Genomic DNA, 26,936 nt, shown 5'->3' with positions numbered 1-26,936 from the left:
GGCTGAGGCACCCTGCTGGCGTGGACGCCGCGTCGCTGCTGCTCGGCCTGCTCCTCGGGGTGCTGCTGGGGGTCGCCGTCACGCTCGGGGTCGTCGCGCTGCTCGCCCGCCGCCGGCCGGCCGAGACCGGTCTCGACCCGCTGCACGAGTCGATCGACCACCTGCACCGGCTGCTCGCCGGCATGGAGCAGGCCCGGGCCACCGCGCACGGTGAGCTGCGGGAGCAGATGGGCACCGTCGGGCAGACCAGCGCGATGCTGCGCCAGGAGACGGCGGCGCTGGTCACCGCGCTGCGGACGCCGCACGTGCGCGGCCGCTGGGGCGAGGTGCAGCTGCGCCGGGTGGTCGAGGTGGCCGGCCTGCTCGAGCACTGCGACTTCGTCGAGCAGCCGTCGTCCACCAACGACGAGGGCGCCGGCGTCCGCCCCGACCTGGTGGTCACCCTCTCCGACGGACGGCAGGTGGTCGTCGACGCGAAGGTGCCCTTCACCGGCTACATCGAGGCGGTGCAGGCCCCCGACGAGACGGTCAAGGCCCAGCGGGTCGCCGCGCACGCCCGGCAGCTGCGCACGCACGTCGACCAGCTCGCCGCGCGCCGCTACCCCACCGCCTTCCGGCCCGCGGCGCCGTTCACCGTGCTGTTCGTGCCCTCCGACGGCTTCCTCACCACCGCGCTGGAGGCCGAGCCCGGTCTGCTCGAGTACGGCTTCGGCCGCGACGTCGTCATCGCCACGCCCAGCACGCTGCTGGCGCTGCTGCGCACCGTTGCCCACTCGTGGCGGCAGGAGCGGCTGGCCCGCGACGCCGACCAGGTCATCGAGGTCGGCCGCCGGCTGCACGCCCGCCTGACCACGCTGTCGGGCCACCTCACCCGGCTCGGCTCGGCACTGGGCGCCACGCTCGCCCGCTACAACGAGACGGTCGGCTCCTACGAGCGGTCCGTGCTGGCCGCCGCCCGTCGCTTCGACGACCTCGGCGTCGGCGAGACCCCCGTGCCCACGCCACCGGCGGTCGAGGCCGTGGTCCGCACGCTCCGCCCCGCCGACGACCGTGCCGGTGACACGGGCGGCGACGGCGACCACGTCGTGCCCGTCACCCGGCCCGCGCTGCCCGAGCGGACGCTGCTGCCCGAGCGCGACGCCGCCGACGACCGCGCCGACGACGGGGTGCGCCCCCTGCGCTGGACCCGGGACGCCTGACCGGCCCGCACCCCGCCCGTCCCGGACGGCGCGTCCGTCACACCGCCCCCACCCTCGCACCGAGAGTTGCCAAATCGGCACGGATACGTGTCGAGGTCCGACACCGGGAAACGGCCCGCGGATCCCCCTCCCGTCGCTACCGTGAGTGCCCACAGCGGCCCCACCCGGGGCCCACCGGTCCGGACGGGGAGGTGCGCCATGACCTCGGTGCGTGCAGCCGACACCTGGCGGGACAGCGGAGTGCGCCCGGAGCGCCACCACGGCAGCGTCCGCCCCGACGTGACCGGCCCCGACCGCCCGGTGCGCATGGCCCGCCCGCCGGTGCCGCCGCCCCCGCCGCGCGGCCGCCCCGCGGTGCCCGCCCCCGACCGCGCCGGCGGGACGGGCCGTCCCGCCGTGAACGGCGCCCGGCCCTCCGGCGCCCGCCCGTCGCAGCGCATCCCCTCCGCCGCCGTGCCGCCGCTGCCCGACCGCGACGACGCCGGGACCGGCGCCCGCGGCGGCAGCCGCGCCACCGGGCGCCCGGCCCAGCGCGCGGGCTCCCGCACCGCGCCGTCCACGGCGGAGGCCGGCAGCCGGCTGCGCGGCGTGGTCGCCGTCCTCGGCGTCTTCGTCCTCACCCTCGCCGGCGGCGCCGTCGACTCCTTCTTCGGCGTCGGCCTGGGCACGCTGACCCTCGTCACCCTGGTCGCGGGCTCGGCCGTCGCCACGCTGCTGGTCCGCAAACCCGACCTGCTCACCCCGGTCGTCGCCCCGCCGATGGTGTTCGTCGCCGTCGCCGCGGTGAACGTGGGCCTGGCCCCCTCGGCCAGCCTGAACCTGCCGACGATCGCCACGGTGCTCATCCGCGGCTTCCCCACGATGGCGGTCGCCACCGGCGTCGCGCTGGTGGTCGCCGTGATCCGCTGGGCCGCCCGCCGCTGAGGGAGCACCTCCCTGCCCCCACCGCTCGCAGGCTCGCGGCGGGCCCCTGCCGGGAGGCCGTCCCGGGGCGGGTCAGCCGCGCTTGGGACGCAGCTCGTGGGGCAGCGCGAAGACCAGGCGCTCCTCGGCGGCCTTGACCGTCTCGACGTCGGGGTAGCCGCGCGCGGCCAGCCAGTCGAGCACCTCGCTCACCAGCACCTCGGGCACCGAGGCACCGCTGGTGACGCCGACGGTGCCCACGCCCTCGAGCCAGGCCTCGTCGATCTCGGCGGCGTAGTCGACCAGGTGCGAGGCGCGGGCGCCGGCCTCCAGGGCGACCTCCACCAGCCGCACGGAGTTCGACGAGTTGGTCGAGCCGACCACGACGACCAGGTCGCACTCGGCGGCCATCTGCTTCACGGCCTGTTGACGGTTCTGGGTGGCGTAGCAGATGTCGTCGCTGGGCGGGGACTGCAGGCCGGGGAAGCGGGTCGTCAACTGGTCGACCGTCGCCAGGGTCTCGTCGACCGAGAGCGTGGTCTGCGACAGCCACACGACCCGCTCGGGGTCGCGGACCTGGACGTTCGCGACGTCCTCGGGCCCGTCGACGAGCTGGATGTGCGACGGCGCCTCGCCGGAGGTGCCCTCGACCTCCTCGTGGCCGCGGTGGCCGATGAGCAGGATGTCGTAGTCGTCGCGGGCGAACCGCTTGGCCTCCTGGTGCACCTTGGTCACCAGCGGGCAGGTGGCGTCGATGGTCCGCAGCTGCCGGGCCGCGGCCTCCTGGTGCACCGCCGGTGAGACGCCGTGGGCGCTGAAGACGACGACCGAGCCCTCGGGCACCTCGTCGGTCTCGTCGACGAAGACCGCACCGCGGCGCTCGAGCGTGGCGACGACGTGCTTGTTGTGGACGATCTGCTTGCGGACGTAGACCGGGGCGCCGTGGATCTCCAGCGCCCGCTCGACGGCGACCACCGCCCGGTCCACGCCGGCGCAGTAGCCCCGGGGATCGGCCAGCAGGACGCGTCCGCGCTGATCAGCCATGCCCCCATGGTATGCGGGGCACCCCCCGCCCCTCGGCGTACGACGGGTCACAGCAGGCCCCCACCGGGCAGGCCGCTGGTGAGACCTCCGACACGCCGCCGCGCGAGCGCCCCGCCCGACCGGGTGGCCACCGGCCGGCACACGCTGCCGTTCCGCGGGCACTGCGGCAGGCTGGGCCCATGTCCCGTGAGATCCCCGAGCCGATCCGCGCGAGTGTCGGCCTGGCCGCCACCGTCCTCGACGACGTCCGCAGCCTCCCCCGGACGCTGCCGGGACTCCCGGTGCGCCTCATCGGCATCGCGCTGCAGGCCGCGATGAAGCTGCAGCAGCAGTGGTCGGGCCTGGTGGCCCGCGGCGACGAGGTGCTCACCGGCATCCGGGGCGCGAGCGAGCCGGGCCTGGCCACCTTCGACGACGACGACGACGAGGCCGCGGCCCCGGACCGGGCCCAGGACGGCAGCGCGCTGGTCGCCCAGCCGATCGACGTCCTGCGCGACTCCGCCTTCGACCGCGCGCCCGACGTCGACACCACCGCCGGCACCACCGCCGACGAGGAGGTGGCGGCCCTCCCCGACGACCCGGCCGCCGACGCCGTCGTGGCCGCGGTGGAGGACACCGCCTCCGCCCTCGACGACACCGACGCACGGGTGGAGTTCACCGAGGTCGACGTCATGGAGGTCGACGTCGACACCGACGCGGCCGGCCTGGTCGACGACGAGGCCGCCGGGCTCCCGCCGGACCCGGCCCCGGCCGAGGTCGTGGCCGCCCTCGAGGGCATCACCGACCAGGTGCAGGGCGCCGAGGAGGCCCAGGCCGCCCTCGACGCCGCCGACTCCACGCTCACCGCCGAGGACGCGCTGGAGTCGGCGCTGCTCGAGGCCGAGGGCACCGGCCCCGAGTCCGGCGCCGCCACCCCGGACGACGCACCCGCCGCCAGCGACCCCGGGGGCTCCCCGGTCGGTGAGCTGGCCGGCGCGCCGGACGTGGGCAGCGACGACACGGCCACCCCCGACGCCGCGGACTCCGGCGTGCCCGACACCGACATCGGCCTGGCCGACGCGGCGACCGGCGCGGCGACCGACGAGGCGACCGGCGAGGCGGCCGGCGGCGAGGCGACCGCGGGGGACGCGGGCGTGCTGGCCCAGGACGCGCAGCCCGACGCGGGTGGCGAGGCGCCGTCCGAGGTGGACGTCATCACGCCCGACGGCGAGGTCGCCACCGTCGAGGGCACCGTCACCGAGGAGGGCGTCGTCGCCCCGGAGGGCGGCGAGGCGACGGCCGGGCCGGACACCCCGACCGGCGAGAGCCCGACGGGCGAGGACACCGCGACGGGCGAGGGCAGCGACGTCGTCACCGAGGAGCACGTCCGCGTCGACGAGGAGATGGGTGCCGAGGCCGGCCCGGCGGAGGACGCCGCGACCACCACGACCCCGGACACCGACAGCACGACCGACACCGACACCGTGACCGCCACCGACGAGGGCGGCACGCCGGTCGCCGCGGCGGGCGCGGCCCCCGAGCAGTCCGACGCCGCCACCGACGACGCCACCGACGACGCGGGCGACGGCAGCGAGGGGTCCGGCGCGGAGGCGGCCGGCTCGGCGCCGATCGAGGGCTACGACTCCTTCACCATCGCCCAGCTGCGCGGCCGGCTGCGCGGCTACCAGCTCGCCACGGTGCAGGACCTGCTCGCCTACGAGGAGGCCACCCAGAACCGGCCGCAGTTCGTCACCATGCTGCGCAACCGGCTGGAGAAGCTCGAGCAGCAGGCCGTCGACGCCAGCCCCCTGCAGCCCCGGGGCTAGCGGCTCGACCAACCCGGCACGCGGCCCGGGCCCCGTCGGGGGTCCGGGCCGCTGCCGTCGGTGGCCCCTGGCACGCTCGGGGCATGACCGCCCCCTCCTCCCCCGAGGCGCCCTGGCCGGTGCGCACGGTGGCCCGCAAGGTCGCCGAGTGGATCGGCCGGCTGGGCGAGGTGTGGGTCGAGGGCCAGGTCGCCCAGCTGTCCCGGCGCGGGGCGGCGACGGTCTTCCTCACCCTGCGCGACCCGGCCGCCGACCTCTCGGTGCCGGTCACCTGCGCCCGCGACGTCGCCGACCGGCCCGGCCTGGAGCTCACCGAGGGCGCCCGGGTCGTCGTGCGGGCCCGGCCCGACTACTACATCGCCCGCGGGTCGTTCTCGCTGCGCGCCACCGAGATCCGCGCCGTGGGCCTCGGCGAGCTGCTGGCCCGCATCGAGCGCATCCGGAGGCTGCTGGCCGCCGAGGGCCTCTTCGACGCCGCCCGCAAGCGCCCGCTGCCCTTCGCGCCGGCCGTCGTCGGACTGGTCACCGGCAAGGACTCCGCCGCCGAGCGCGACGTGCTGGTCACCGCCCGGCGGCGCTGGCCCGCGGTGCGCTTCGCCGTCCACCACAGCCTGGTGCAGGGCGTGAACGCCGCCGCGTCGGTCATCGACGGCCTGCAGCGGCTCGACCGCGACCCGGAGGTCGAGGTCATCGTCGTCGCCCGCGGCGGCGGCTCGGTGGAGGACCTGCTGCCCTTCTCCGACGAGGGCCTGGTGCGCGCCGTCGCGGCCTGCCGCACGCCGGTGGTCACCGCCGTCGGGCACGAGACCGACACCACCCTGGTCGACCACGCGGCCGACGTGCGGGCGGCCACCCCCACCGACGCCGCGCACCGGGTGGTGCCCGAGATCGGCGAGCAGCGGCGGCTGGTCGACGGGCTGCGCGCCCGCGCCCGGCACCTGCTCGCGCTGCGGCTCGAGCAGCAGGTGCGCTGGCTGGAGGGCGTGCGCAGCCGGCCGGCGCTGGCCGCTCCCGAGCGGCTGCTGCACGGCCGCGCCGACGACGTCTCGGCGCTGCGCGACCGGGCCCGGCGCACCCTCACCCACCGCGTCGAGACCGCCGAGCGTGACCTCGAGCACGCCCGGGCTCGCGTCGCGGCGCTCTCGCCGCAGGCCACGCTCGAGCGGGGCTACGCGCTGGTGCAGCGGGCTGACGGCGCCCTGGTCCGCGACCCGGCCGCGGTCGGGGACGACGAGCGGCTGGCGGTGCGGGTCGCCGGTGGTCGGCTGCCCGTCCGGGTCGACCGGCAGGATGGGGAGCCGTGAGCGAGGCGACCCCGGAGCAGCCGACCCAGACCTACGAGCAGGCCCGCGAGGAGCTGGCCGAGGTGGTCCGCCGGCTCGAGGCCGGGGGGCTGACCCTCGAGGAGTCCCTGGCCCTGTGGGAGCGCGGCGAGGAGCTGGCCGGGCTGTGCCAGCACTGGCTCGACCGGGCGCGCGAGCGGCTGGCCGCGGCCACCCCCGGCGAGCCGCAGGCCTGAGCCGGGCTCAGCGCGCGGGCACCGGCGCGACGGCGGCGGCGACGGTCTCCAGCTCCGCGTCCGTGGCCGAGCCGGTCACCAGCAGCGTCACGCCGTCCTCCTCGCGGGAGAGCGCCGTCTCCCCGCGGCCGGTGGTCGAGCGGGTCCACTCCTCGCCGGCCAGCCGCACCGTACCGTCGGCCCGCGCGCCGTCGAGCACCGCGGAGAGGGGGTCGGCGCCGGGGTCGTCGCTGGTCACGTACCCGGCGAACTCCGTCGAGGGGGTCACGTAGCCGATCTCCAGCGTCACGGGAGCGCCGTCGACGGCGCCCCCGGCGTCGGTGCGCACGCTGGTGGGGCGGTAGCCGTCGGGCAGCTCGGAGGGCACCTGGACGGCGTAGGACGCGCGCGCGGCGGCCAGCTGGACGGAGCTCGTCGGATCGATCGGCCGCACCGGGTCGGGGTCGCCCTGCCGGAAGGCGATCCAGCCGACGGCGAGCAGGCAGATGACCACCAGCGGCAGCAGCGACCGGAGCATGTTGGCCGCGCTCATCCGGTTGGCCCGCTCGACCGCGGACGGCGGCGGGGGTGGCTGCTCGTCGGCGTGCGGTCCTGCCCCCTGGTGTGCGGCCTGCTCGCTCGACGGGCCGGGAGTGCTCATTCCCCTAGGATCGCAGCACCGCTGACCCACCCCGCCGCGCCGGCGCCGGGGGCCGACCTGGAGGTCCCGTGAACCTTCCCGTGCCCGACGGCCCGCTGACGGCGAGCACGCACACCAGCAGCAGCTTCCGGGCCGACCGGCCCGCGCCCGACCGCAACCTCGCGCTCGAGCTCGTGCGGGTCACCGAGGCCGGGGCGATGGCCGCCGGGCGCTGGGTCGGCCGCGGCGACAAGAACGGCGGCGACGGCGCGGCCGTGGACGCGATGCGCGCCCTGATCGGCACGGTGAGCATGAAGGGCGTCGTCGTCATCGGCGAGGGCGAGAAGGACCAGGCGCCCATGCTCTTCAACGGCGAGCAGGTCGGCGACGGCAACGGCCCGGAGTGCGACGTCGCCGTCGACCCGGTCGACGGCACCACGCTGATGGCCAAGGGCATGCCCAACGCCATCGCCGTCATGGCGGTGGCCGACCGGGGGGCCATGTACGACCCGTCGGCCGTCTTCTACATGGAGAAGATCGCCACCGGCCCGGCCGCCGCCGACGTCGTCGACATCACCGCCCCGGTGGCCGAGAACATCCGGCGGGTCGCCAAGGCCAAGCGCGGCTCGGTCGCCGACGTCACCGTCTGCATCCTCGACCGGCCGCGGCACGAGCAGCTGGTGCACGAGGTCCGGGAGGCCGGCGCCCGGATCAAGTTCATCACCGACGGCGACGTCGCCGGCGCCATCGCCGCGGCCCGCGAGGGCACCGGCGTCGACCTGCTCATGGGCATCGGCGGCACGCCGGAGGGGATCATCGCCGCCTGCGCGCTCAAGTGCATGGGCGGTGCGCTGCAGGGCCGGCTGTGGCCCAAGGACGCCGAGGAGCGGCAGAAGGCCCTGGACGCCGGCCACGACCTCGACCGGGTGCTGCAGATCGACGACCTCGTCCGCGGCGACGTCTTCTTCGTGGCCACCGGCATCACCGACGGCGAGCTGCTGCGCGGCGTCCAGTACCGCGCCGGCGGCTGCACCACGCAGTCGCTGGTCATGCGGTCGCGCTCGGGCACCATCCGCTCGATCGAGAGCCTGCACGCGCTGGAGAAGCTGCGCGCCTACTCCGCGGTGCCCTTCGACCGGCACGACACCACGGGCTGACCCCGGGCGGACGCACGGCGGGCCCGGCACCTCGGGGGTGCCGGGCCCGCTGCGCGGTCGGTCCGGCTCAGTCCAGCCGGTCCTCGCAGCCCAGCGACTCGTACGGGAGCCGCCCGGCGCACGTGCCGGCGTACTCCTCGTAGGGGGAGTCGACCGGGCTCTGCGCCCACAGCTCGTCGCAGGCGGCGTAGTCGCCGGCGAAGCACTGGTCGGCCAGCGGCTGGTACTCGGGGTCGTCGCCCAGCCCCGTGGGCGCGGTCGGGTCGGTCGGGGTGACCGCCTCGCTCCCGCTGCCCCCGTCGCCGAGCCGGGGCTCGCAGGTGCCCTCCTCGTAGTCGACGCGACCGGCGCAGGTGCCGGCGTACTGCTCCCACTGCGAGCCGACCGGCGTGTCCAGCCAGAGGTCGTCGCAGACGGCCCAGTCGCCGGCGTAGCAGGCGTCGGCCTGGGCCTGCCAGTCGCCCTCCTCGTCCGCGCCGAGCCCGACCGGGGGCTGCGGCTCCCCGGTGGCACCGCTGCCGCCGCCGGACGACGGCGAGGGGGACGAGCTCGACGGGCTCGACGACGAGCTCGCGCTCGTGGTGGTCGGGTCGGCCACCGTGGTGCCGCCGTCGTCCCCGCGGAGCAGGAAGAACAGCCCGACGGCGAGGCCGGCGAGCAGCAGGACGCCACCGACGGTCAGCGCGACGACGAGGTTCTTCCTGTCCGCGGCCGGCTGCTGGCCGTAGGGCGGGCCGTACTGCTGGCCGTAGGGCGGGCCGTACTGCTGGCCGTACTGCTGCGGGTACGGGGCCTGGCTCGGGTCGTAGCCGCCGTAGGGCTGCTGGCCGTACTGCTGTCCGTACTGCTGCGCGTACTGCGCCTGGCTGGGGTCGTAGGGCTGCTGGCCGTACTGCTGTCCGTACGGGGCCTGGTTCGGGTCCTGGCCGCCGTGGGGCTGCTGGCCGTACTGCTGGCTGTACTGCCCGGACGGGAACTGCGACGTGGGCGGCGCCGGCTGGCCGGCCTGCGCGGTCGGGTCGGCCGCGCCCCAGCCCTGCTGCCCCGGCTGCGGGGCCCCGGGGTCGGTGCCGCCCGGGGGCGGGGAGGGAGGCTGGGACATGGTGGCGGACTCCTCGGCTACGGGTCGGTTGCGCTCGACAGGCTAGGTCGGCCCCGGGAGGACCGGGAGCACGGCGCGGTCACGGCACGGCGGCGCCCCGCCCCAGGACCCCCGGCGGCACCTCGGGTCGCGAACAGCCTGCTCGGACGCGCTTGCGGACGGCTGGGGGCCGGCTGGGACGGCCGCTCAGTCCAGGTCGGTGCAGTAGGGGACCTCGTACTGCCGCACCCGGCCCCCGCAGGTCGAGCCGTAGTCCTCGTACTCCGACTGCGGTGGCGACTCGTAGAACAGGTCGTCGCAGGCCTGCAGGTCGCCGCCGAAGCAGCTCTGCGCGTAGGCGTCGAGCACCGGGTCGGGGCCCAGCTCGCCGGGCTCCACCGGGTCGGACTGCTCCACCGGCCCGAGCGTCCCGCCGGTCCAGTACGGGTCGGCGTAGCCGCCCGTCTGCGCGTCCACCGCCTCGGCCATGCCCTCGCCGATCCCGCGGCCGACGTCGTCGGCGGCCGACGTCAGCACCAGCGCGCCGAGGACGGCGGCGACGACCAGGCCGGCGGCACCGACGGCGGTCGCGGCCAGCACGGTCAGCAGCGGCCGGCCGGCGGACACCGGCGGTGCGGCCGGCGGTGCGGGAGCGGGGACGGCCCGGCCGGCGGCGGGGTCCCAGGTCCCCCACGGCGTCCACGCGCCCGCGGGGGTGCCCGCCGCCGGCTGCGGGGTCCAGGCCGGCGGCTCCCAGGACGGGTCGACGGACGGCGGGTGGGACACGGGCCCTCCTCGGGGCTGGGGACGTCCGGGGGACCGTAGGGCCTGCCGGAGCTGCCTCCCGGGTCCCGCTCCGGGCCTGGGAGGAGTGGGGAGGACGGGGTGCTTCTAGGGTCACGCGTGCAGCACAGATCCCACCGACACCACACGGGAGCCAGCGTGGCCACGGAGCAGGACCACCGCATCGAACGAGACTCCATGGGGGAGGTCCGCGTTCCCGCCTGGGCCAAGTGGCGGGCCCAGACCCAGCGTGCCGTCGAGAACTTCCCGATCTCCGGCACCCCCATCGAGCGCGAGCTCATCGCCGCGCTGGCCGCCATCAAGGGTGCCGCCGCACGCGTCAACGCCGACCTCGGTGTCCTCCCGGGCGACGTCGCCCGGGCGATCGCCGACGCCGCCGGCGAGGTCGCGTCCGGGAAGTGGGACGAGCACTTCCCCATCGACGTCTTCCAGACCGGCTCGGGGACGTCGAGCAACATGAACACCAACGAGGTCGTCGCGACCCTGGCCACCGAGGCCACGAGCACGCCGGTGCACCCCAACGACCACGTCAACGCCTCGCAGTCGTCCAACGACGTGTTCCCCTCGGCCATCCACGTGGCCGCCACCCGGGCGATCGTGCGCGACCTCATCCCGGCGCTGCAGCACCTGGATGCCTCGCTGTCGCGCAAGGCCGAGGAGTTCGCCGAGGTCGTCAAGAGCGGCCGCACCCACCTCATGGACGCCACCCCGGTCACCCTGGGCCAGGAGTTCGGCGGGTACGCCGCGGCCGTGCGCTACGGCGTCGAGCGGCTGCAGTCCTCGCTGCCGCGCATCGGCGAGCTGCCGCTGGGCGGCACCGCCGTCGGCACCGGCATCAACACCCCGCCCGGGTTCGCCGCCGCGATCATCGAGACGCTCGCCACCGAGCTCGACCTGCCGCTCACCGAGGCGCGCGACCACTTCGAGGCGCAGAGCTCCCGCGACGCGCTCGTCGAGGCCTCCGGCCAGCTGAAGACCATCGCCGTCGGCCTGGTGAAGATCGCCAACGACCTGCGGTGGATGGGCTCGGGCCCGCGCACCGGCCTGGGCGAGATCCAGCTGCCCGACCTGCAGCCGGGGAGCTCGATCATGCCGGGCAAGGTGAACCCGGTGATCCCCGAGGCGGTGATCCAGGTGGGCGCCCAGGTGATCGGCAACGACGCCGCGGTCACCTACGCCGGCACCACCGGCGTCTTCGAGCTCAACGTGACGCTGCCGCTGATGGCCCGCAACGTGCTGGAGTCGATCCGGCTGCTGGCCAACGTCGGCCGGCTGCTCGCCGACCGCTGCGTCGACGGGATCGTGGCCAACGTCGAGCAGTGCCGCGAGTACGCGGAGTCCTCTCCGTCGATCGTGACGCCGCTGAACAAGTACATCGGGTACGAGGAGGCGGCCAAGGTCGCCAAGCAGTCGCTGGCCGAGCAGAAGACCATCCGCCAGGTCGTGGTGGAGCGCGGCTACGTCGAGCAGGGGAAGCTCACCGAGCAGCAGCTCGACGAGGCCCTCGACGTGCTGTCCATGACCCACCCCTGACGTCCGGGGCTGGGCCGGCGGGCGCCGGGCCCACCCTCGCGGACGGCTACCTGTCGTCGCGGAGCCCCGACGCCAGTAGCGTCGCGATGCGATGACCGAGACAGCGAAGACCTCAGCCGACAGCACCCCCGAGGTATCTCTCCGGCACCCGGGAGGTGAGCTCCCGCTGCGCGTGGTGCCGGCCACGGAGGGGTCCGCGGGCCTCGACGTCTCCAAGCTCCTGTCGACGACGGGCCAGGTGGCCCTCGACATCGGCTTCGTCAACACCGCCGCGTGCACCTCGGCGATCACCTACATCGACGGTGACGCCGGGGTCCTGCGCTACCGCGGCTACCCGATCGACGCGCTCGCCGGCAAGGCCAGCTTCCTCGAGGTCAGCTACCTGCTGATCTACGGCGAGCTGCCCACCGCCGACCAGCTCGGCGAGTTCGACGAGCGGCTGCGGCGGCACACCCTCCTGCACGAGGACCTCAAGCAGTTCTTCAAGGGCTTCCCCCGCGACGCGCACCCGATGCCGGTGCTCTCCTCGGCGGTCAGCGCCCTGTCGACCTTCTACCAGGACTCACTGGACCCCTTCGACGAGCGGCACGTGGAGATCTCCACCGTGCGGCTGCTGGCCAAGCTGCCCACGATCGCCGCCTACGCCTACAAGAAGTCGGTCGGCCAGCCCTTCCTCTACCCGGACAACTCGCTCGGCCTGGTGGAGAACTTCCTGCGGATGACCTTCGGCTTCCCCGCCGAGCCCTACGAGGTCGACCCCGAGCTGGCCGCGGCCCTGGACATGCTGTTCGTGCTGCACGCCGACCACGAGCAGAACTGCTCGACGTCGACGGTGCGGCTGGTCGGCTCCTCGCAGGCCAACCTCTTCGCCTCGGTCTCGGCCGGCATCAACGCGCTGTTCGGCCCGCTGCACGGCGGCGCCAACCAGTCGGTGCTGGAGATGCTGGAGTCAATCCAGCGCGAGGGCGGGGACATCCCGGCCTTCGTCGAGCGGGTGAAGAAGAAGGAGCCCGGCGTCAAGCTCATGGGCTTCGGGCACCGGGTCTACAAGAACTACGACCCGCGGGCGGCGATCGTGAAGAAGACCGCCGACCAGGTGCTCGCCAAGCTCGGTGGCAACAACGAGCTGCTGGACCTGGCCCAGCAGCTCGAGGAGATCGCGCTGTCCGACGACTACTTCGTCGAGCGCAAGCTCTACCCGAACGTCGACTTCTACACCGGGCTGATCTACCGGGCGATGGGCTTCCCCACCCGGATGTTCACCGTGCTGTTCGCCCTCGGGCGGCTGCCCGGGTGGATCGCCCAGTGGCGGGAGATGATCAGCGACCCGTCGACGAAGATCGGCCGCCCGCGGCAGGTCTACACCGGCGAGACCGAGCGGGCCTTCGTCCCGCTCGCCGAGCGCTGACCCGGGCGGGCATGGGCAGCGAGCCGCCCGGCGAGGACGCCCTGGTCCTGCCACCGGTGCCGCTGGCGACCGGGCGGCTGCTGCGCCTCGACGACGAGTCCACGGTGGCGGTCACCGCCGTGGAGCTCGTCGTCTCCACCGAGGACGGGGCGGAGCACCGCATCGCGCTGGTGCCCCGCCACGGCGCCTGGTGGCCACCCGACCGCTGAGCGCCCTCCCGCCCCCGTCCGGGCTGCCCCCCTCACCCCCCGGGGTGAGACCGCCTCCCCCCTCCCTCCTCCGGGTCCCCCGCCGCGTCGATCTGACGGCGAGCGCTCCACGGCACGTCCGCCGCGGAGCCGGCCACGCCAGTCGAGACGCCCGGGGGATCCGCAGTGCCCGCACCCCGCACCACCGCCTCCCCGCGGACCACCGGTGTCCCCGCCCCCCGCCGCGAGCTGACCGCCCGCGAGGCCGAGGCGCTGCGGGCCCTGCTCGCCGCCCGCGCCGCCGCCGGTGCTCCCGCCGGTGCCCGCCCGCGCCCCACCCGGCCGGCCACGGGCCGCACGCGGACGTCGACCCGTCGCCGCCCGGCCGCGCGGCCGGCTCCCCGGCCCACCGGCACGCGCGGCCCCTGGCGCGCCCGGCTGCTCGTCGTCGGCCTGGCCACCCTGCTGGTGCCGGTGCTCACCGTGCTGCTGGCCCCTGCGACCTCCGCCCCCGGGGCGGCCACCGTGCCCGGTGACCCCGCCGGCCTGGCGCTGGCCGCCCGGAGCACGCTGCTGCAGGACGCCGACGCCTACCGCCGGCTGCAGACCGAGATCACCGGTCGCCGGGCGGCCGTGGAGCAGGCCGTCGCCGCCGAGGAGGGCGCCCGCGCGGCCGTCGCCGCCGAGCAGGCCGCCGTGGGCGCCGCCGCGGCCGACCTCTACCGCGCCTCCGCCCTGACCCGCATGCCGGTGCTCGGCCTGGACGCCACCGCGCCCGCCGGCACCCCCGACGTCCTGTACCGGCAGGCGCTGGCCGACCGCGCCGCCGGCGACCGCGAGGCGGCGGTCGCCCGCGCCGAGCGCGCCGAGGCCGCCGCGCAGGCTGCCGCGGCGCGGGTGGCCGCCGCGCGGGCCGCCGTCGACTCGGCCACCGCGCAGGCCCGGTCCCTGCTGGGTGGCATCCGGGCGACCGCCGGTGACCTGGGGCTCGACGTCTCCGTCCAGCTGGCCGCCCTGGGCACCGTGCCCGCCGCGGGCGAGCAGCAGGCGCGCAACGCCGCCGCCCTGCAGCGCTGGCAGGGCCACCTCACCGAGCTGGCGACCGCCGGCGTCGAGCCGCCGTCGGCGGCCGAGCTGGCCGACCCCGCCGCGCTGCCCGAGGGCTTCTCCCCCGCGCTCGACGCCGCGGGGCAGGCCGTGCCCGGCGTGGCGTGGGCCGTGGCCGGCAACCGCCCGGTGACCGTGCTGCCCGCCGAGACCGTGGCCGCGGTGAGCAGCGCGCTGGCCCAGGCGGGCCGCCCCTACGTCGCCGGCGCCGCCGGGCCCGACACCTACGACTGCGGCGGACTCGTGGCCGCCTCCTTCCTGCTCGGCGGGTACGCGCTGCCGGCCACCGCCGCCGGGCAGTGGGCCGCCGCGACCGTGGTGCCCGCGTCGCAGCTGCAGGTCGGCGACCTGGTGGTCTCCGACGGCGGCCTCGACGTCGGCCTCTACCTCGGCGGGGACGACGTGCTCGGCGCCTCGGCCGCGAGCTACCAGGTGGGCGTCCGGTCGATGCCCGCGGACGCCCGCGCCGTCCGGGTGACCCTGCCCGCGCCCGCCGAGCCCAACGCGCCGCTGCCGGCGTCGACGTCGGGCCGGGGTGCCTGCGGTGCCGTGCCCGCGCCGGCCGGGCCGGTGAGCCCCGCGTGGGGCGGCTGGTCCAACGGCCGGATCCCGACGGCGGCCCTGTGCCCGGTCGCCCGCGGCCACGCGCTGCGCTGCGACGCCGCGGCCGGCTACGCGGGTCTGGCACAGGCCTACCAGGCGGCGTTCGGCACCCCGCTGTGCATCACCGACTCCTACCGGTCGATGGCCGCGCAGGTGGACGCGTTCCGCCGCAAGCCGGCGCTGGCCGCGGTGCCGGGGACGTCGAACCACGGGTGGGCGCTGGCGGTGGACCTGTGCGGCGGGATCAACGTCGCGGGCACCCCGCAGTGGACCTGGATGACCCAGCACGCCGGTGCGTTCGGTTTCGTCAACCCCGACTGGGCGCGGCCCGGCGGCGAGAAGCCCGAGCCCTGGCACTGGGAGTTCGGCGACCTGGTCGACTAGCGGCGACGGAGTCCTCTACAGCCAGCGGAGGTCGGGCAGGCGCGACCAGGGCAGGCGCACGCAGGCCTCGCCGGTCTCGCCCAGCCGCGCGGCGACGGCCGCGGAGGCGCACGCCATCGGCCGCATCGGCGTCACCACGACGTGCGGCTCGACCAGGCGGAGCCCGGCGTCGGCGATGCGGGCGAGCAGGCGGGCGGGGTCGGCCAGGGCCGCCGAGGCCAGCATCGGCGCGCCGGGGTGCGACCACAGCACCACCGGCCCCTCGACCCGCAGCACGCCCCCGGCCTCGGCGGCGCGCGCGAGCGCGGCGGTCCGGGTGCGGCCGACGACGGCGGCGTCGGCGCGGTCCGACGGCGTCCAGCCGACGGTGCGCTCCCCCCGGCGGACGACGACCCGCCAGCCGACGGCGGCACGGGCCCGGTCGGTCCAGTCGAGGACGGCCACGCCGGCCGTGGCGGCCGCGCCGTCGCTGACCGGGCGGGCGGCGACGAGGTCGGTGAGCGCGGCGGCGACCGCGGCGGTGGTGGGCGGCACGCCGGCGTCGGTCATGTCCTCGGCGAGGTCACGCAGCGGGGTGCGCACCCGGCGCTCGTCCTCGGCGAGGACCAGCACGGGGCCGCGGGCGGGATCGGCCAGCACGGCGGCGCGCAGCCGGCCGGTCGCCAGGCCCGGGAGCACGGCGGTGGCGGTCTCGTGCAGGAGGTCGACGTCGACCGGCCGGGGCCGCAGCCGCTGCAGCAGGCCGGCACGGGAGCGGGGGTGCTCGGGGCTCACGGGCGGCGACTCCCGAGGAGGGTGCGCAGGGCGAACGGCAGCGCGGTCAGGTCCAGGACGCTGTCGAGCTCGGCGGCCGAGAGCCGCACCGGCAGCACGTCGTCGGCCCAGCCGGTCACCCGGCGCACGCGCGCGGCGGGCCCGGGCCAGACGGCGTCGCGGGCGGCGGCCACGTGCAGCTCGGTGAGCACGTCGGCCAGGTGCACCGCGGCGACCGGGTGCACCCCCGGCTCGGTCAGCGCTGCGCGGACGACGGCGGCCAGGTCGCCGCGGTCCTCCTCCGACAGCCAGTGCGGGAGCAGCGCCGCGGCGGCGGGGTCGCCGGCGGGCAGGACGCTCACCGTGCACCTCCCCCCGGACGGCTGTGCGGGTCGGCCCCTCCGGCGCCGGCGGCGCGGGATCGGGCAGGACTCGCGGTCACGCTCTCGGTATCGGCAGGTCCGGACCCGGATGGACCCGGATCCGGCGGACCGATCGGATCCGTTTCGCCCGCTACTCGCTGAGCTCGGCCAGCCGGTCCTTCAGCGCCCGCTCGACGCGGTCGGCGTGCACGTTCATGTTGCGCACCGAGGTGCCGAGGTCGGCCGAGACCTGCGTCTTGGTCTGCCCGCCCCAGGTGGTCAGGTACCAGGTGGCCCAGCCCAGGACGTTGGGCTGGGCGGCCCGCTGGCCCCGCGCGGCGGTGGGGTCGGGCGCGCACGCGGCGGTCAGCGCGTGCGAGAGCAGGGTCTGCTCGGCCTCGTCCATGATCTGGTCTGGCGCCTCGTCGGAGTCGGGCAGGAGCACCTCGGTCGCGTCCGGCGTGCCGTCCAGCGACTGCAGGTTGCGCAGCCCGTTGAGGGTGGCGACGGTCTGCGAGTTGCGGCGCAGGGTGGCCACGCTCTGCCCCATGTAGGCGGCGAGCTCCCGCTCCGTGGGCCGCCGCTGGTGCTCGGCCTGGAAGGCGGCGACCGCCTTCTGCTGCCGGTTCTCGGTGTCGGCCGCCGTCCGGCCGTGCGCGTTGCGGCCCAGGTCGTGCACCCACTTGGACAGCTGGGTGGCCAGGAAGGCCCCGAACGGGACGCCCTTGGTCTCGTCGTACTGGCCGACGGCCTTGAGGATCCACTCGGCGACCTGCTGGGCGAGGTCGTCGGGGTCGGGCAGGTGCAGCCGGATCGTGCTCATGTTGCGCTGCAGCCGCTTGAGGCTGACCGGCATGTAGTGGCGGCACAGGTCCTCGAGGAAGGCCGGCGGCAGGTCGCGCGGCGCGCGCCGGCGGACGTCGGCCTCGGCGCGCAGGCCGACGGTGGTGGCGCCGTGCGTGGCGCACCAGGCGCGGACCCAGTCGGCGAGCACGGCGCCCTGGCCGCAGGGCCCGTCGACCCGGTACAGCCCCTCGCCCTCGTCGTGGCTGACGCTCACCCCGTCGGGGAGGTCGGCGCGCAGGCGCGCGAGCGGGAGCTCCCGGTCGGCGCGGAAGTGCACCCGGTCGCGCGGCGTGATGGGCACCCCGGCGAAGCCCTCGGCCTCGGGGACACCGCCGAAGACGAGCGGCGCGCGGGTGTCGGCGGACGGGGCGGGGGCAGGCTGGGTCACCGGTACTCCTGGGCGATCGCGGGGAAGGCGACGGCCGAGGGGCGACGGCCCCTCGGGAAGGGGCTTCAGAGCGCGACGCGCTCGTCCGCCATCGGTGAGCGGGGGCCCGGCACGGGGGCGACCTCGGGGTCGGCCGCGACGAGGAGGGCCTCCGCGGCGGCGCGCTCGGCGGGGCCGGGCTCGGCGGCGTAGACCGGCATGTGGTCGTAGAGGACCGTGAAGAGGTCGCTGACGAAGGCGTAGGCGGCCTGGGCCTGCGGCGAGAAGCGCGCGATGGCCTCGCGGGGGCCGAGCTCGACGCCGACGGTGACGCGGACGACGCGGTCGTCCTTGCCGAGGCCGCTGACGCCGAAGCCGACGGCGGGGTGCGCGGCGGCCAGCGCGGCCAGCTCGGCGAGGCAGCGGCGGGTGGACCCGCTCCGCGGGCGGAGCTGGACGTGCACGACGACGGTGTCGGCCGTCGGACCGGTGCCGGCCTCGACGCCGGACCCCTGCACTGCTGCAACGCTCTGTCGCATGTTCATCGCCCCCTGTGACGTGCTCGGGGCAACTCTGGCGGATGAGCGGACGGTGACGGGCACACAACTCGCCGTGCCCTACGCAATGTGCGGGGCCACCTTCGTCAGTTGTTGCTGACGACGGCGACCGGACGGACCCGGCGGGCCGGCGCCACGGCGAGAGTTGCCGAGGCGCCGGGCCGGCGTCCGTGGCGAGTCGTCAGCGGGCGCGGCCCCCCGGCGAGGCGGAGCCCCGCGCGGCCCGCTGGGGAGCGGCTGCCGGAGCGGTGCCGGCGCCGTTCCCGGTGTCGGCGTCACCGTCGGTGGGCGGTGCGAAGGCGGCGAGCGCGCCGAGCGTGTCGGCGGTGACCTGCGCGGCGAGCAGGTTGGCCTCGGCGATCTGCCGGTAGACCTCCTCGCGGTGGATGGTCACCTCGCGGGGCGCCTTGAAGCCGAGGCGGACGGTGCCGCCGCGCACCTCGACGACGTGCACCTCGATGTCGTCGCCGATGCGGATCGTCTCGCCGACGCTGCGGGTCAGTGTGAGCACGGGTACCCCTCCATGGGTGTGTGTCCGGCCTTCCGTGGCGGTGCCCGCCGGGGCGGGCCAGGACGGCGGGTGCGCCGTCCCCTCCATCATCGGCAGAGGCGCCGCCGGATCGGATGACGTCCGTCAGGCAGCACGACCTGGGCGGCCCGCCAGGTGCCGGGGTTGACCACCACCGGGGCGCGCAGGTTCGCCGTCGCCGCCGACGGTCCCCCGGCCGGCACGGTCACGAGCACGTAGACCTGTGCGTCGGCGGGGTCGTCGAGGCCGAGCTCGTCGAGCAGCGCGGCCGGGAGGACGGGGTCGTAGTCGGCGAAGTACCGGGCCGGGGGGATGACCAGGAACCGCGGTCCGCCGACGTCCAGGGACTGCAGCCAGAACAGCAGCCCGTCGCCGTCGGCGGTGACGAGCACGTAGTCGCGGAACTCGGGGAACCCGGGCAGCGGCGTGACCATGCCCAGCAGGGGCAGGGTGGCGACGGGGGCGAGCGTCACCGCAGGAAGTCCACGAGCGAGGGCTGGATGACCTGGGAGGTGGCCGAGAGCGCCGCCTGGTAGCCGGTCTGCTGGAACTGCAGCTGCATGATCGTCTTGGGCAGGTCGACGTCCTCGACCTCGGCCAGCTGCCTGCTCAGCGAGAGCTGGACGTCGGTGTTGGTCTGCGCGGCGGTCTCCACCCGCGCCGCGCGGGCGCCGATCGTCGACAGGCCGGTCAGCAGCCGGTCGAGCGAGGCGTCGAGCGCGTCGAGGTCGCTGCCGAGCGCGGCCGGGTCGCTGCCGATGTCGTCGGCGATCTTGCCCACCAGCGCGAACAGGTCGACACCGGCGGGGTCGCCGAAGACCTCGGGCGCGGTGACGTCGATGCGCACGTCCTCCCCGTTCGCGATCCGCCGCGTGGTCGCCACGACCGGGATGCCGTCGGCGCCGCCGACGCCGGCGTAGGTACCGTCCTCGAGGTAGGCCGCGGCCCCGGTGGTGATCCCGCCGAACAGCGGCCGGCCGTCGACCGCGGTGTTGGCCAGGCCGATCAGGCTCTTGCGGATCTCCCGGAGCTCGGTGGCGACGGCGGCGCGGCCGCTGTCGGAGAGCGCACCGTCGTTGGACGCCTGGACGGTGAGGTCCCGGACCCGCTGCACCTGGGCGGACACGGTCCGCAGCGTGCTGTCGGTGGTGTCCATCCAGGCCCGCGCGTCGGAGATGTTGCGCGCCTGCTGGGTGACCGCCGCCTGGTCCTGCCGGATCTGCATGGCCCGGTTGACACCGGTCGGCGAGTCCGACGGCTTGCTGACGACCTTGCCGGAGGTGAGCTGCTGCTGCAGCTTGCCCAGCTCGGTGAGGTTGCGGTTGAGCCCGAGCAGCGCGGTCTGCGCCACGGCCCTCTGGGTGATGCGCACTCAGGTCACCGCCCCACGACGCCGGTGCGGTTGATCAGGGTGTCCAGGGCCTCGTCGATCGCGCTCACCATGCGGGCCGCGGCGTTGTAGGCGTGCTGGAAGGACAGCATGTTGGTCATCTCCTCGTCGAGGTTGACCCCGGAGACCGACTCGCGGGCGGCGTCGACCTGGGTGGAGATCACCGACTGCACCTCCAGGTTGCGGGCGGCCACGGAGGACTCCACGCCCAGGGCCACCACGAGCTTGCGGTAGGTGGCGTCCAGGCCGGCGGTGTCGAGGCTGAGCCGGAAGAGCGCATCGGCGTTCCTGCCGTCGGCCGACGTCTTCCCGCCGAGGGTCGCGGGGTCGGTCGCCGCGGCGGCCACCTGCTCGGGCCGCAGCGACCGCAGGGTGATGGTGGCGGCGGTGACCTTGGTGAGGTCGACGGGGGTCGCGCCCGAGCCGTCGTCGAAGAGGGGGCCACCCTGCTGGCCCTCGAGGTCCCACCCCTGGGCGTGCGCGGCGTTGAGCGTGCCGGCCAGCGACCGGGCGAGGTCGTCGAGCCTGGTGCGGTGGGCCGGCACGGTGGCGGTCAGCGCGGTGAGCTGGCCGGCTGCCGCACCGCCGGGGCGCAGCACCGTGCCGCCGGGGACGGTGACCAGCCGGGGCGGGTCGGTGGCGGCGTCGTCGGGCTCGGCGGTGCCGGCCAGCCGGAGGCCGACGGCGGTGCCGCCGGCGACCAGGCTGGTCCCGCCGACGGTGACGTCGACGACGCCGTCGGCGCGCGGGACGGCGGTGGCGCCGATCTGCTGCGCCAGCTGCAGCACCAGCGCGTCCCGCCGGTCGGCGAGCTCGTTGACCGGCAGGCCGGCCAGCGTCGACAGCCGGATGGTGGCGTTCAGCTCGGCGATCGACCGGGTGCTGGTGTCGACGTCGGCGACGAGGGCGGCCAGGCCGTCGCGGGTCTGGTCCCACTGCTGGTCGAGCGCGGCGCGCGTGGTGTTGAGGCCGCTGGCCAGGGTGTCCAGCCGCTCGAGCACCTGGCTGCGCGAGGCGAGTGTCAGCGGCGAGTTGGCCAGGTCGGAGAACCCCGCCCAGACCGCGGTGAGCATGCTCTGCAGGCCCTTGTCGCCGGGCTCGCGGAAGGCCTCCTCGACCTGGGAGAGCGCCGCGCTCTCCGCGGTGAGGCGGGCGGTGTCGGCCGTCTCCAGGTGGGCACGCGCCTCGAGGAGGGCGTCGCGGACCCGCCGGACCCTCTCGGCGTCCACGCCGCCGTCGACGGCGCTGCTGACCGAGTGGACGGCCGGGACGGCGGTGCCGCCCATGGCCTGCAGGTCGACCCGCTGCCGGGAGTAGCCCTCGGTGTTGACGTTGGCGACGTTCTGGCCGGTGACGTCGAGGCCGCGCTGGGCGGCCCACAGCGCCGTCCTGGCGGTGTTCAGCGCCGAGAGCGCGCTCACAGGGCACCGTCCAGGGTCACGGCACGGGTGCTGCCGGCCTCCGAGCGGCCGGTGGCGCCGTAGGTGCCGGCCGTGGGCTGGCGGACCGAGACCAGCGCGTCGCCCAGGGCGGCCAGGCCGCCCTCGATGAGCTCGCGGTTGGCGTCGGAGAGGCTGCGCAGGTCGGTGACGAGCACCAGCAGCGCCTCGTGGTGGCGGGCCAGCAGGTCGTTCCACGGCGAGGGCGCCACGTCGGCGAGCTGGCGCAGCGACGGGTTGACGCCGACGCCGAGCCGGGTGGCCAGCGACTCGGTCACCGCGGCGCGCTCCACCTCGAGCGTGCGCAGCTGGTCGAGGACGACCTCGATCTCGTGGGCGATGCGCGCCAGCCAGCGGGTCTTGCCCGACAGGATGAGGTACTGCTTCTCCTCCGCCTTGAACAGCAGCAGGTCGAGCAGCTCCTGCTCCCGCCACAGCAGCGTCGACAGGTGCTGGAAGTCCACGTCCGCCACCGCCTCCCTCGTCCTGCCGGGCGGGCGGTCCCCGTCCGGCGTCGTCAGCGGGGAGGCCATCGGCACCGGGCGAAGGACCCTCAAGCCGAGATCCCAGGATCGGCAGATCTTGCCCGCCGGAGGTGGTGCGGTCGCCCGCGCGGGCAGCCGAGGAGGGGGGCGTGCCAGCAGCCCGCCTTCCGGTGACCGAGCGCCCACCCGTCCCGCGCCCCGCCACCCCGCGCGGCGTGCCGCCCCACGGCGGCGCCCCGCCCGTCTCCGTGGCACGGTCGGCGGTCTCCGTGGCACGGTCGGCGGCCGAGGTGGAGGCGATGGTCACCGAGCACCTGCCGCTGTGCTCCTTCGCGGTCAACGCGGTGGCCTCGCGGATCTCGCTGCCCGGCCACGTCAGCCGCGAGGACCTGCTCTCCTGCGCCCGGTTGGCGCTGGTGGAGGTCGCCCGCCGCTTCGACCCGTCGGCCGGGGCCACCTTCGCCACCTACGCCCTCCCCCGCCTGCAGGGCGCCGTCCTCGACGAGCTGCGCTCGGGCGACTGGGCCAGCCGGTCGGTGCGGGCCGCCGCCCGGCGCACCGACGCCGCGGCCGACGCGCTGACCATCCGGCTGGGCCGGCCGCCGACGCGCGAGGAGCTCGCCGAGAGCCTGGGCGTGCGCCGCGACGAGCTCGACGCGCTGCAGGTCGACGTCCACCGGGCGGTCATGGTCAGCATCGACGCCGAGAGCGGCGGCGAGGGCGGTTCCCTGGACCTGCCCGACCCGGGCGAGTCCCCCGAGCGGGCGGTGCTGCGCGGCGAGCGCTCGCGCTACCTGCACGACGCCGTCCGCGCGCTGCCGGACCGCCTCGACGAGGTCGTCGAGCGCAACTTCTTCGGCAACGAGTCGCTCACCGACATCGCCGCCGACCTCGGCGTCACGCTGTCCCGCGTCTCGCAGATGCGCGCCCGCGCGCTGACGCTGCTGCACGCGGCGATGAGCGAGGTGTGGGACGGCCGGACCGTGCCGGCCGACGGCGGCGTGCGCGCCCGCAACCAGCAGCGCCTCTACGTCGAGCGGGTGGCCGGCCGGCACGCGGGCGACCGCAACACCCCGCCCGCGGCCGTCCCCCCACCGCCGGCCCCGCGCAGGGCCTGGGCGGCGGCGGCCCGCTCCTACGGCGTCCCCCGACCCGCCTGAGTGAGATCGCCCCGAAGAAGTCCGGGGTTCGCCTCAAGTCCCGTCCCGTCCCGGCCGTAACACCACCTGCAAGCCCCGCAGCACGGATGCAGCGGGAACCTCGAAGACCTGATTCCAAGGAGGAACACCATGGGTCTGCGCGTCAACACCAACATCGCGGCGCTCAACTCGTACCGCAACCTGTCGGCCACCGACACGCAGATGGGCAAGTCGCTCGAGAAGCTGTCGAGCGGTCTGCGCATCAACCGGGCCGCCGACGACGCGGCCGGCCTGGCGATCTCCGAGGGTCTGCGCTCGCAGATCGGTGGTCTCAAGGTCGCCGTCCGCAACACCCAGGACGGCATCTCCGTCGTCCAGACCGCTGAGGGCGCTCTCACCGAGACCCACAGCATCCTGCAGCGCATGCGCGACCTGGCCGTCCAGGCCTCGTCCGACGGCGGGCTGAACGACGACGCCAAGGCGGCGATCCAGTCGGAGATCAGCCAGCTCAAGTCCGAGCTGAACCGCATCGCCGACACCACCCAGTTCAACGGCAAGAAGCTGCTGGACGGCACCTACGCCGGCAAGTTCCAGGTGGGCGCCAACCAGGGCGAGACGATCGCCGTCAACGTGGCCCAGGACATGAGCGCCGACGGCCTCGACGTCCTCGGCGTCGACGTGTCGCTCGCGGGCACCGGGCTGACCGAGACGGCGTCCACCGCCGCCGCGGCCAGCACCCGGGGCTCGTCCACGGTCGGCAGCGCCAACATGGGCAACGCCGAGAACTTCGAGAAGCTGAACGGCACCATCACGGTGAACGGCAAGAGCCTCGACCTGTCGACGGTCAAGTACAAGGCCGGGGACGATGCAGCCGCGCGTCTCGCCGCGGTGAACGACGCGCTGGACCGTGCCGGCGTGGCCGCCACGGCGTCGTCCTCCGCGACGGGCCTGGTCTTCCAGGGCGATGTCACCCCGGGCGCCTCGGCGACCGCCGCGCAGATCGCGGCGGCCGACGTGACGTTCACGCAGGCCACCGGGGCCGAGGACGCGATCGCGGACATCACCGCGGCGATCGAGCGGGTCTCCACCGCCCGCGCCGACCTCGGTGCCGTGCAGAACCGCTTCGAGCACACCATCAACAACCTGAACGTCGCGGTCGAGAACCTGTCGGCCTCCGAGTCGCGGATCCGCGACACGGACATGGCGCAGGAGATGGTGAGCTTCACCCGCTCGCAGATCCTGTCGCAGGCCGGCACCGCGATGCTCGCCCAGGCCAACTCCAGCTCGCAGGGCGTCCTGCAGCTGCTGCGTGGCTGATCCCACCCCGTAACAGCGCACCACCCCGGTGAGGGGGGAGGCCCCGCGCCTCCCCCCTCACCCACATCCGCACCCGCCCGACGCAGGAGGAACCGGCATGGCAGGGATGGCCGTCGACGGCCTCGTGTCCGGGCTGGACACGACGAGCCTGATCAACCAGCTGGTCTCGGCCGAGGCCGCGCCACAGACGGCGCTGAAGACCCGGCTGGGCGCGACGACCGCCGCCGCCACCGCCTACCGCACCGTCAACAGCCGCATGGAGTCCCTGCGCAGCGCGGCCGAGGCACTGACCTCGGCGAACCTCGCCGCCGCGCGGACGGCCACCAGCAGCAGCGCCGACGTCACCGCGAGCGCCACGTCCTCGGCCGTGAACGGCAGCAGCCTCGCCTTCTCGGTGACCTCGCTGGCCAGCGCGCACACCGTCACCAGCCACCTCGTGTGGGACTCGGCCGGCGCCGACGTCCGCTCCCCCAGCGCCGGGGGCACCGACCCCGGCTGGCCGCTGGAGATCCGCAAGCCCGACGGGACGGCCGACGGGAAGCTGGTCGCGCAGATCGCCCTGCCGGACAAGAACCCGCCCACCCTGAACGACGTGGCGGCCGCCATCAACGAGGGCGACCACGGCCTGCGGGCCACCGTGGTGCAACTGGGCACGAAGCAGGTCCGGCTCCAGGTGACCAGCACCACCACGGGCGCGGCATCGCAGTTCTGGCTCCGCGGCAAGGCGGAGACCACCGAGACGGCGGGCAGCGCCTTCGTCGCCGAGCCGCCGGGCCGGGACGCCGAGCTGCTGCTCAGCAACGGCCTGACCGCCACCTCGGCTACCAACACCTTCGCCGAGCTGTTCTCGGGCGTCTCGGTCACCGTGTCGAAGGTGGACCCCACGGCGACCACGACCGTGCGGGTGGCCAGCGACTCCGAGGGCGTCGCCGCCAAGGTGCAGGCCTTCGTCGACGCCGCCAACGCGGCGCTCAAGGAGATCAAGACCCAGAGCTCCTCGGCCCCGGGCAGCACCGCCGTCCTCAAGGGCGACAGCACCCTGACCGGCCTGACCGGGACGATCCTCGGCGCGTTCGGCACCGGCGTCGGCACCTCCTCCGCGGCCACCCTGGGCATCCAGCTCAACCGGGACGGCACGATCGCCTTCAAGAAGGAGACCCTCGTCGCCGCCCTGGCCAAGGAGCCGGCGAAGGTGCAGAGCGTGCTGGGCGGCCGGCCCGCGGACCCCGTGACCGGCACCGGCGCCGTGCAGGGCCTCGCCCAGCGCGTGCAGTCGCTCGCCAAGCAGGCCTCCGACACCACGACCGGGACGCTGACCAGCCTGGCCAAGGGCCGCGACACCCTGGCCAAGGACATCCAGGCCCGCATCGCCGACTGGGACACCCGGCTCAAGGTGCGCAGGGAGACGCTGACCCGCCAGTTCACCGCCATGGAGACGGCGCTGAGCTCCCTGAAGTCGCAGTCGAGCTGGCTGGCCGGCCAGCTCGCCTCGCTGCCCAGCTCAAGCTGACGGCCGCCCGGCCGAACCTGTCCGTACCACTGCCTCCCCAGGAGTCCGCTCGATGAGTGCCGCGTCCCTCCGCGCCCGTTACCTCGGCGACGCCGTCACCACCGCCTCGCCGCAGCAGGTGCTGGTCATGCTCTACGACCGTCTGGCCCTCGACCTCGAGCGCGCCCGGCTCGCCCTCACCGAGGGCCGGCGGGCCGACGCCGAGCTGCAGCTGCGGCACGCCCAGGACATCGTGTTCGAGCTGCTGGGCAGCCTGCGGGTCGACGCGTGGGAGGGCGGTCCCCGCCTGGCCGCGCTCTACAACTGGCTGCTCGCCGAGATCACGCAGGCGTCCCTGAAGCAGGACCGCAACCGCGTCGCGTCCTGCCTGCAGGTGGTCGAGCCGCTGCGCGACGCGTGGCGTCAGGCGGCCGCGAGCCTGGCGGCCACCGCATGACCGCCCTGCAGCGCGTCTCCCTCCCGGGGTCGGAGGACGAGCGCCGCGAGGAGTGGACCCTCGTCCTCGAGGAGATGGAGGGCGAGGTCATCGACGCGGAGCGCTCCATCCGGGGCAACCGCGCCGAGGAGATCGCCGCGTGGGGCCGGCGCATGGAGGACTGGGTGCCGCCCAGCGCCCTGGGCCCCCTGCCGATGGACCTGCGCGAGCGGGCCGCCCGGCTGCTGCAGCACCAGCTCGCCGTCGCCGAGGAGCTCGTCGAGCGGATCACCCAGTCGCAGCGCCAGCGCGACCTCGCCGCCCGGATGGCCTACCGCCCCCGCCCGGTCGCCGCCTTCGTCGACCGCGCCCTCTAGCAACTCCCCTCCCCCGACCCCCGGCCGGGTCGCCACACGCGTGGCGGCCCGGCCGTCGTCGTCCCCGGGCACGCAACCGGCGTCGGCCCCCGGACC

The 26,936-nt window shown here is 75.6% G+C and carries 28 protein-coding genes; 15 read left to right on the top strand and 13 right to left on the bottom strand.

Annotation, left to right across the window (positions count from 1 at the left end; translation table 11 throughout):
- Positions 1-20: 20 nt before the first annotated feature.
- Positions 21-1,199: a DNA recombination protein RmuC gene (locus BMZ33_RS10635; RefSeq protein WP_091109649.1), complete on the top strand. Its 1,179-nt coding sequence runs from the start codon at positions 21-23 to the stop codon at positions 1,197-1,199.
- Positions 1,200-1,397: 198 nt separating this feature from the next.
- Positions 1,398-2,123 carry a DUF6542 domain-containing protein gene (locus BMZ33_RS10630; RefSeq protein ID WP_091109647.1) on the top strand — a complete coding sequence of 242 codons (726 nt, stop codon included), beginning with the start codon at positions 1,398-1,400 and terminating at the stop codon, positions 2,121-2,123.
- Between the two features lie 72 nt (positions 2,124-2,195).
- Here the strand turns inward: BMZ33_RS10630 and BMZ33_RS10625 are convergent, their stop codons facing one another.
- A complete protein-coding gene (locus BMZ33_RS10625) occupies positions 2,196-3,146 on the bottom strand; it encodes a 4-hydroxy-3-methylbut-2-enyl diphosphate reductase (RefSeq protein WP_091109644.1) in 951 nt (316 codons plus the stop codon).
- A 179-nt stretch (positions 3,147-3,325) separates the two neighbouring features.
- On the opposite strand from BMZ33_RS10625, the gene BMZ33_RS10620 reads away from it, so the two are divergent.
- The 3 genes from BMZ33_RS10620 to BMZ33_RS10610 all read left to right on the top strand — a co-directional run bounded on the left by BMZ33_RS10620 (position 3,326) and on the right by BMZ33_RS10610 (position 6,470).
- Positions 3,326-4,951, top strand: a complete 1,626-nt coding sequence (locus BMZ33_RS10620) for a hypothetical protein (protein WP_091109641.1) — start codon at positions 3,326-3,328, stop codon at positions 4,949-4,951.
- A gap of 83 nt (positions 4,952-5,034) precedes the next feature.
- Entirely contained in the window at positions 5,035-6,255 is a 1,221-nt protein-coding gene (gene xseA, locus BMZ33_RS10615; protein ID WP_091109638.1) for an exodeoxyribonuclease VII large subunit, read from the top strand.
- Complete coding sequence (locus BMZ33_RS10610; protein ID WP_091109635.1) at positions 6,252-6,470, top strand: exodeoxyribonuclease VII small subunit; 219 nt, start codon at positions 6,252-6,254, stop codon at positions 6,468-6,470. The genes xseA and BMZ33_RS10610 overlap by 4 nt, the downstream gene beginning before the upstream one ends.
- A gap of 7 nt (positions 6,471-6,477) precedes the next feature.
- Here BMZ33_RS10610 and BMZ33_RS10605 read toward each other — a convergent pair whose 3' ends face one another.
- Positions 6,478-7,110, bottom strand: coding sequence for a DUF4245 domain-containing protein (locus tag BMZ33_RS10605; RefSeq protein WP_091109633.1), 633 nt, complete (start codon positions 7,108-7,110; stop codon positions 6,478-6,480).
- Positions 7,111-7,178: 68 nt separating this feature from the next.
- Between BMZ33_RS10605 and glpX the strand changes: the two genes are divergently transcribed.
- Entirely contained in the window at positions 7,179-8,246 is a 1,068-nt protein-coding gene (gene glpX / locus BMZ33_RS10600) for a class II fructose-bisphosphatase (RefSeq protein ID WP_169064144.1), read from the top strand.
- Between the two features lie 67 nt (positions 8,247-8,313).
- Here the strand turns inward: glpX and BMZ33_RS10595 are convergent, their stop codons facing one another.
- Both BMZ33_RS10595 and BMZ33_RS10590 read right to left on the bottom strand, forming a co-directional pair.
- On the bottom strand, positions 8,314-9,348 hold the full coding sequence (locus tag BMZ33_RS10595) for a hypothetical protein (RefSeq protein ID WP_091109631.1): 1,035 nt from the start codon (positions 9,346-9,348) through the stop codon (positions 8,314-8,316).
- 186 nt (positions 9,349-9,534) lie between these two features.
- On the bottom strand, positions 9,535-10,113 hold the full coding sequence (locus BMZ33_RS10590; protein WP_091109629.1) for a hypothetical protein: 579 nt from the start codon (positions 10,111-10,113) through the stop codon (positions 9,535-9,537).
- Positions 10,114-10,269: 156 nt separating this feature from the next.
- On the opposite strand from BMZ33_RS10590, the gene BMZ33_RS10585 reads away from it, so the two are divergent.
- From BMZ33_RS10585 to BMZ33_RS10570, 4 genes are all read left to right on the top strand, one after another.
- The gene (locus tag BMZ33_RS10585; RefSeq protein ID WP_091109626.1) at positions 10,270-11,664 is read left to right on the top strand and encodes a class II fumarate hydratase; all 1,395 of its coding nucleotides are present in this window, start codon (positions 10,270-10,272) and stop codon (positions 11,662-11,664) included.
- 91 nt (positions 11,665-11,755) lie between these two features.
- Positions 11,756-13,072, top strand: a complete 1,317-nt coding sequence (locus BMZ33_RS10580) for a citrate synthase (RefSeq protein ID WP_091109623.1) — start codon at positions 11,756-11,758, stop codon at positions 13,070-13,072.
- Positions 13,073-13,083: 11 nt separating this feature from the next.
- Positions 13,084-13,281, top strand: coding sequence for a hypothetical protein (locus BMZ33_RS10575; RefSeq protein ID WP_091109621.1), 198 nt, complete (start codon positions 13,084-13,086; stop codon positions 13,279-13,281).
- Between the two features lie 165 nt (positions 13,282-13,446).
- On the top strand, positions 13,447-15,354 hold the full coding sequence (locus BMZ33_RS10570) for an NlpC/P60 family protein (protein ID WP_091109619.1): 1,908 nt from the start codon (positions 13,447-13,449) through the stop codon (positions 15,352-15,354).
- 15 nt (positions 15,355-15,369) lie between these two features.
- Here BMZ33_RS10570 and BMZ33_RS10565 read toward each other — a convergent pair whose 3' ends face one another.
- From BMZ33_RS10565 to BMZ33_RS10525, 9 genes are all read right to left on the bottom strand, one after another.
- A complete protein-coding gene (locus BMZ33_RS10565; RefSeq protein WP_091109617.1) occupies positions 15,370-16,128 on the bottom strand; it encodes a hypothetical protein in 759 nt (252 codons plus the stop codon).
- The gene (locus BMZ33_RS10560; RefSeq protein ID WP_091109614.1) at positions 16,125-16,469 is read right to left on the bottom strand and encodes a hypothetical protein; all 345 of its coding nucleotides are present in this window, start codon (positions 16,467-16,469) and stop codon (positions 16,125-16,127) included. The genes BMZ33_RS10565 and BMZ33_RS10560 overlap by 4 nt, the downstream gene beginning before the upstream one ends.
- Before the next feature lie 151 nt (positions 16,470-16,620).
- Positions 16,621-17,703, bottom strand: a complete 1,083-nt coding sequence (locus BMZ33_RS10555) for a sigma-70 family RNA polymerase sigma factor (protein ID WP_091109613.1) — start codon at positions 17,701-17,703, stop codon at positions 16,621-16,623.
- Positions 17,704-17,768: 65 nt separating this feature from the next.
- A complete protein-coding gene (locus BMZ33_RS10550; protein WP_091109611.1) occupies positions 17,769-18,200 on the bottom strand; it encodes a hypothetical protein in 432 nt (143 codons plus the stop codon).
- Between the two features lie 220 nt (positions 18,201-18,420).
- Positions 18,421-18,750 carry a carbon storage regulator CsrA gene (csrA, locus tag BMZ33_RS24450; RefSeq protein ID WP_169064143.1) on the bottom strand — a complete coding sequence of 110 codons (330 nt, stop codon included), beginning with the start codon at positions 18,748-18,750 and terminating at the stop codon, positions 18,421-18,423.
- 86 nt (positions 18,751-18,836) lie between these two features.
- Positions 18,837-19,241 (bottom strand): flagellar assembly protein FliW, encoded by a 405-nt coding sequence (gene fliW / locus BMZ33_RS10540; RefSeq protein WP_091109608.1) that lies wholly within the window; start codon positions 19,239-19,241, stop codon positions 18,837-18,839.
- Positions 19,238-20,140 (bottom strand): flagellar hook-associated protein FlgL, encoded by a 903-nt coding sequence (flgL, locus tag BMZ33_RS10535; RefSeq protein ID WP_091109606.1) that lies wholly within the window; start codon positions 20,138-20,140, stop codon positions 19,238-19,240. Before flgL ends, fliW begins: the two co-directional genes overlap by 4 nt.
- 5 nt (positions 20,141-20,145) lie before the next feature.
- Positions 20,146-21,579, bottom strand: coding sequence for a flagellar hook-associated protein FlgK (gene flgK, locus BMZ33_RS10530; protein ID WP_091109603.1), 1,434 nt, complete (start codon positions 21,577-21,579; stop codon positions 20,146-20,148).
- A complete protein-coding gene (locus BMZ33_RS10525; protein WP_169064142.1) occupies positions 21,576-22,070 on the bottom strand; it encodes a flagellar protein FlgN in 495 nt (164 codons plus the stop codon). The genes flgK and BMZ33_RS10525 overlap by 4 nt, the downstream gene beginning before the upstream one ends.
- Positions 22,071-22,351: 281 nt before the next feature.
- Here BMZ33_RS10525 and BMZ33_RS10520 point away from each other — a divergent pair, with 281 nt between their 5' ends.
- From BMZ33_RS10520 to BMZ33_RS10500, 5 genes are all read left to right on the top strand, one after another.
- Positions 22,352-23,242: a sigma-70 family RNA polymerase sigma factor gene (locus BMZ33_RS10520; RefSeq protein ID WP_169064141.1), complete on the top strand. Its 891-nt coding sequence runs from the start codon at positions 22,352-22,354 to the stop codon at positions 23,240-23,242.
- Positions 23,243-23,371: 129 nt separating this feature from the next.
- On the top strand, positions 23,372-24,538 hold the full coding sequence (locus BMZ33_RS10515) for a flagellin N-terminal helical domain-containing protein (protein ID WP_091109601.1): 1,167 nt from the start codon (positions 23,372-23,374) through the stop codon (positions 24,536-24,538).
- 97 nt (positions 24,539-24,635) lie between these two features.
- A complete protein-coding gene (fliD, locus tag BMZ33_RS10510) occupies positions 24,636-26,048 on the top strand; it encodes a flagellar filament capping protein FliD (protein WP_091109598.1) in 1,413 nt (470 codons plus the stop codon).
- A gap of 52 nt (positions 26,049-26,100) precedes the next feature.
- Positions 26,101-26,484, top strand: coding sequence for a flagellar export chaperone FliS (gene fliS / locus BMZ33_RS10505; protein WP_091109595.1), 384 nt, complete (start codon positions 26,101-26,103; stop codon positions 26,482-26,484).
- Positions 26,481-26,840 carry a hypothetical protein gene (locus BMZ33_RS10500; protein WP_091109593.1) on the top strand — a complete coding sequence of 120 codons (360 nt, stop codon included), beginning with the start codon at positions 26,481-26,483 and terminating at the stop codon, positions 26,838-26,840. Before fliS ends, BMZ33_RS10500 begins: the two co-directional genes overlap by 4 nt.
- Positions 26,841-26,936 lie beyond the last annotated feature (96 nt).

The organism is Geodermatophilus dictyosporus (genome assembly GCF_900115505.1).
Lineage (GTDB): Bacteria > Actinomycetota > Actinomycetes > Mycobacteriales > Geodermatophilaceae > Geodermatophilus > Geodermatophilus dictyosporus.
Note: the sequence above shows the minus strand (reverse complement) of the source record. Positions and strands in the feature narration are given on the sequence as shown.

Coding starts and splice junctions, on each gene's coding strand:
- BMZ33_RS10580 (WP_091109623.1), top strand. CDS start 11,756: ATGACCGAGACAGCGAAGACCTCAGCCGACAGCACCCCCGAGGTATCT.
- xseA (WP_091109638.1), top strand. CDS start 5,035: ATGACCGCCCCCTCCTCCCCCGAGGCGCCCTGGCCGGTGCGCACGGTG.
- BMZ33_RS10595 (WP_091109631.1), bottom strand. CDS start 9,348: ATGTCCCAGCCTCCCTCCCCGCCCCCGGGCGGCACCGACCCCGGGGCC.
- fliS (WP_091109595.1), top strand. CDS start 26,101: ATGAGTGCCGCGTCCCTCCGCGCCCGTTACCTCGGCGACGCCGTCACC.
- BMZ33_RS10500 (WP_091109593.1), top strand. CDS start 26,481: ATGACCGCCCTGCAGCGCGTCTCCCTCCCGGGGTCGGAGGACGAGCGC.
- fliD (WP_091109598.1), top strand. CDS start 24,636: ATGGCAGGGATGGCCGTCGACGGCCTCGTGTCCGGGCTGGACACGACG.
- BMZ33_RS10605 (WP_091109633.1), bottom strand. CDS start 7,110: ATGAGCACTCCCGGCCCGTCGAGCGAGCAGGCCGCACACCAGGGGGCA.
- BMZ33_RS10630 (WP_091109647.1), top strand. CDS start 1,398: ATGACCTCGGTGCGTGCAGCCGACACCTGGCGGGACAGCGGAGTGCGC.
- BMZ33_RS10625 (WP_091109644.1), bottom strand. CDS start 3,146: ATGGCTGATCAGCGCGGACGCGTCCTGCTGGCCGATCCCCGGGGCTAC.
- BMZ33_RS10575 (WP_091109621.1), top strand. CDS start 13,084: ATGGGCAGCGAGCCGCCCGGCGAGGACGCCCTGGTCCTGCCACCGGTG.
- BMZ33_RS10515 (WP_091109601.1), top strand. CDS start 23,372: ATGGGTCTGCGCGTCAACACCAACATCGCGGCGCTCAACTCGTACCGC.
- BMZ33_RS10620 (WP_091109641.1), top strand. CDS start 3,326: ATGTCCCGTGAGATCCCCGAGCCGATCCGCGCGAGTGTCGGCCTGGCC.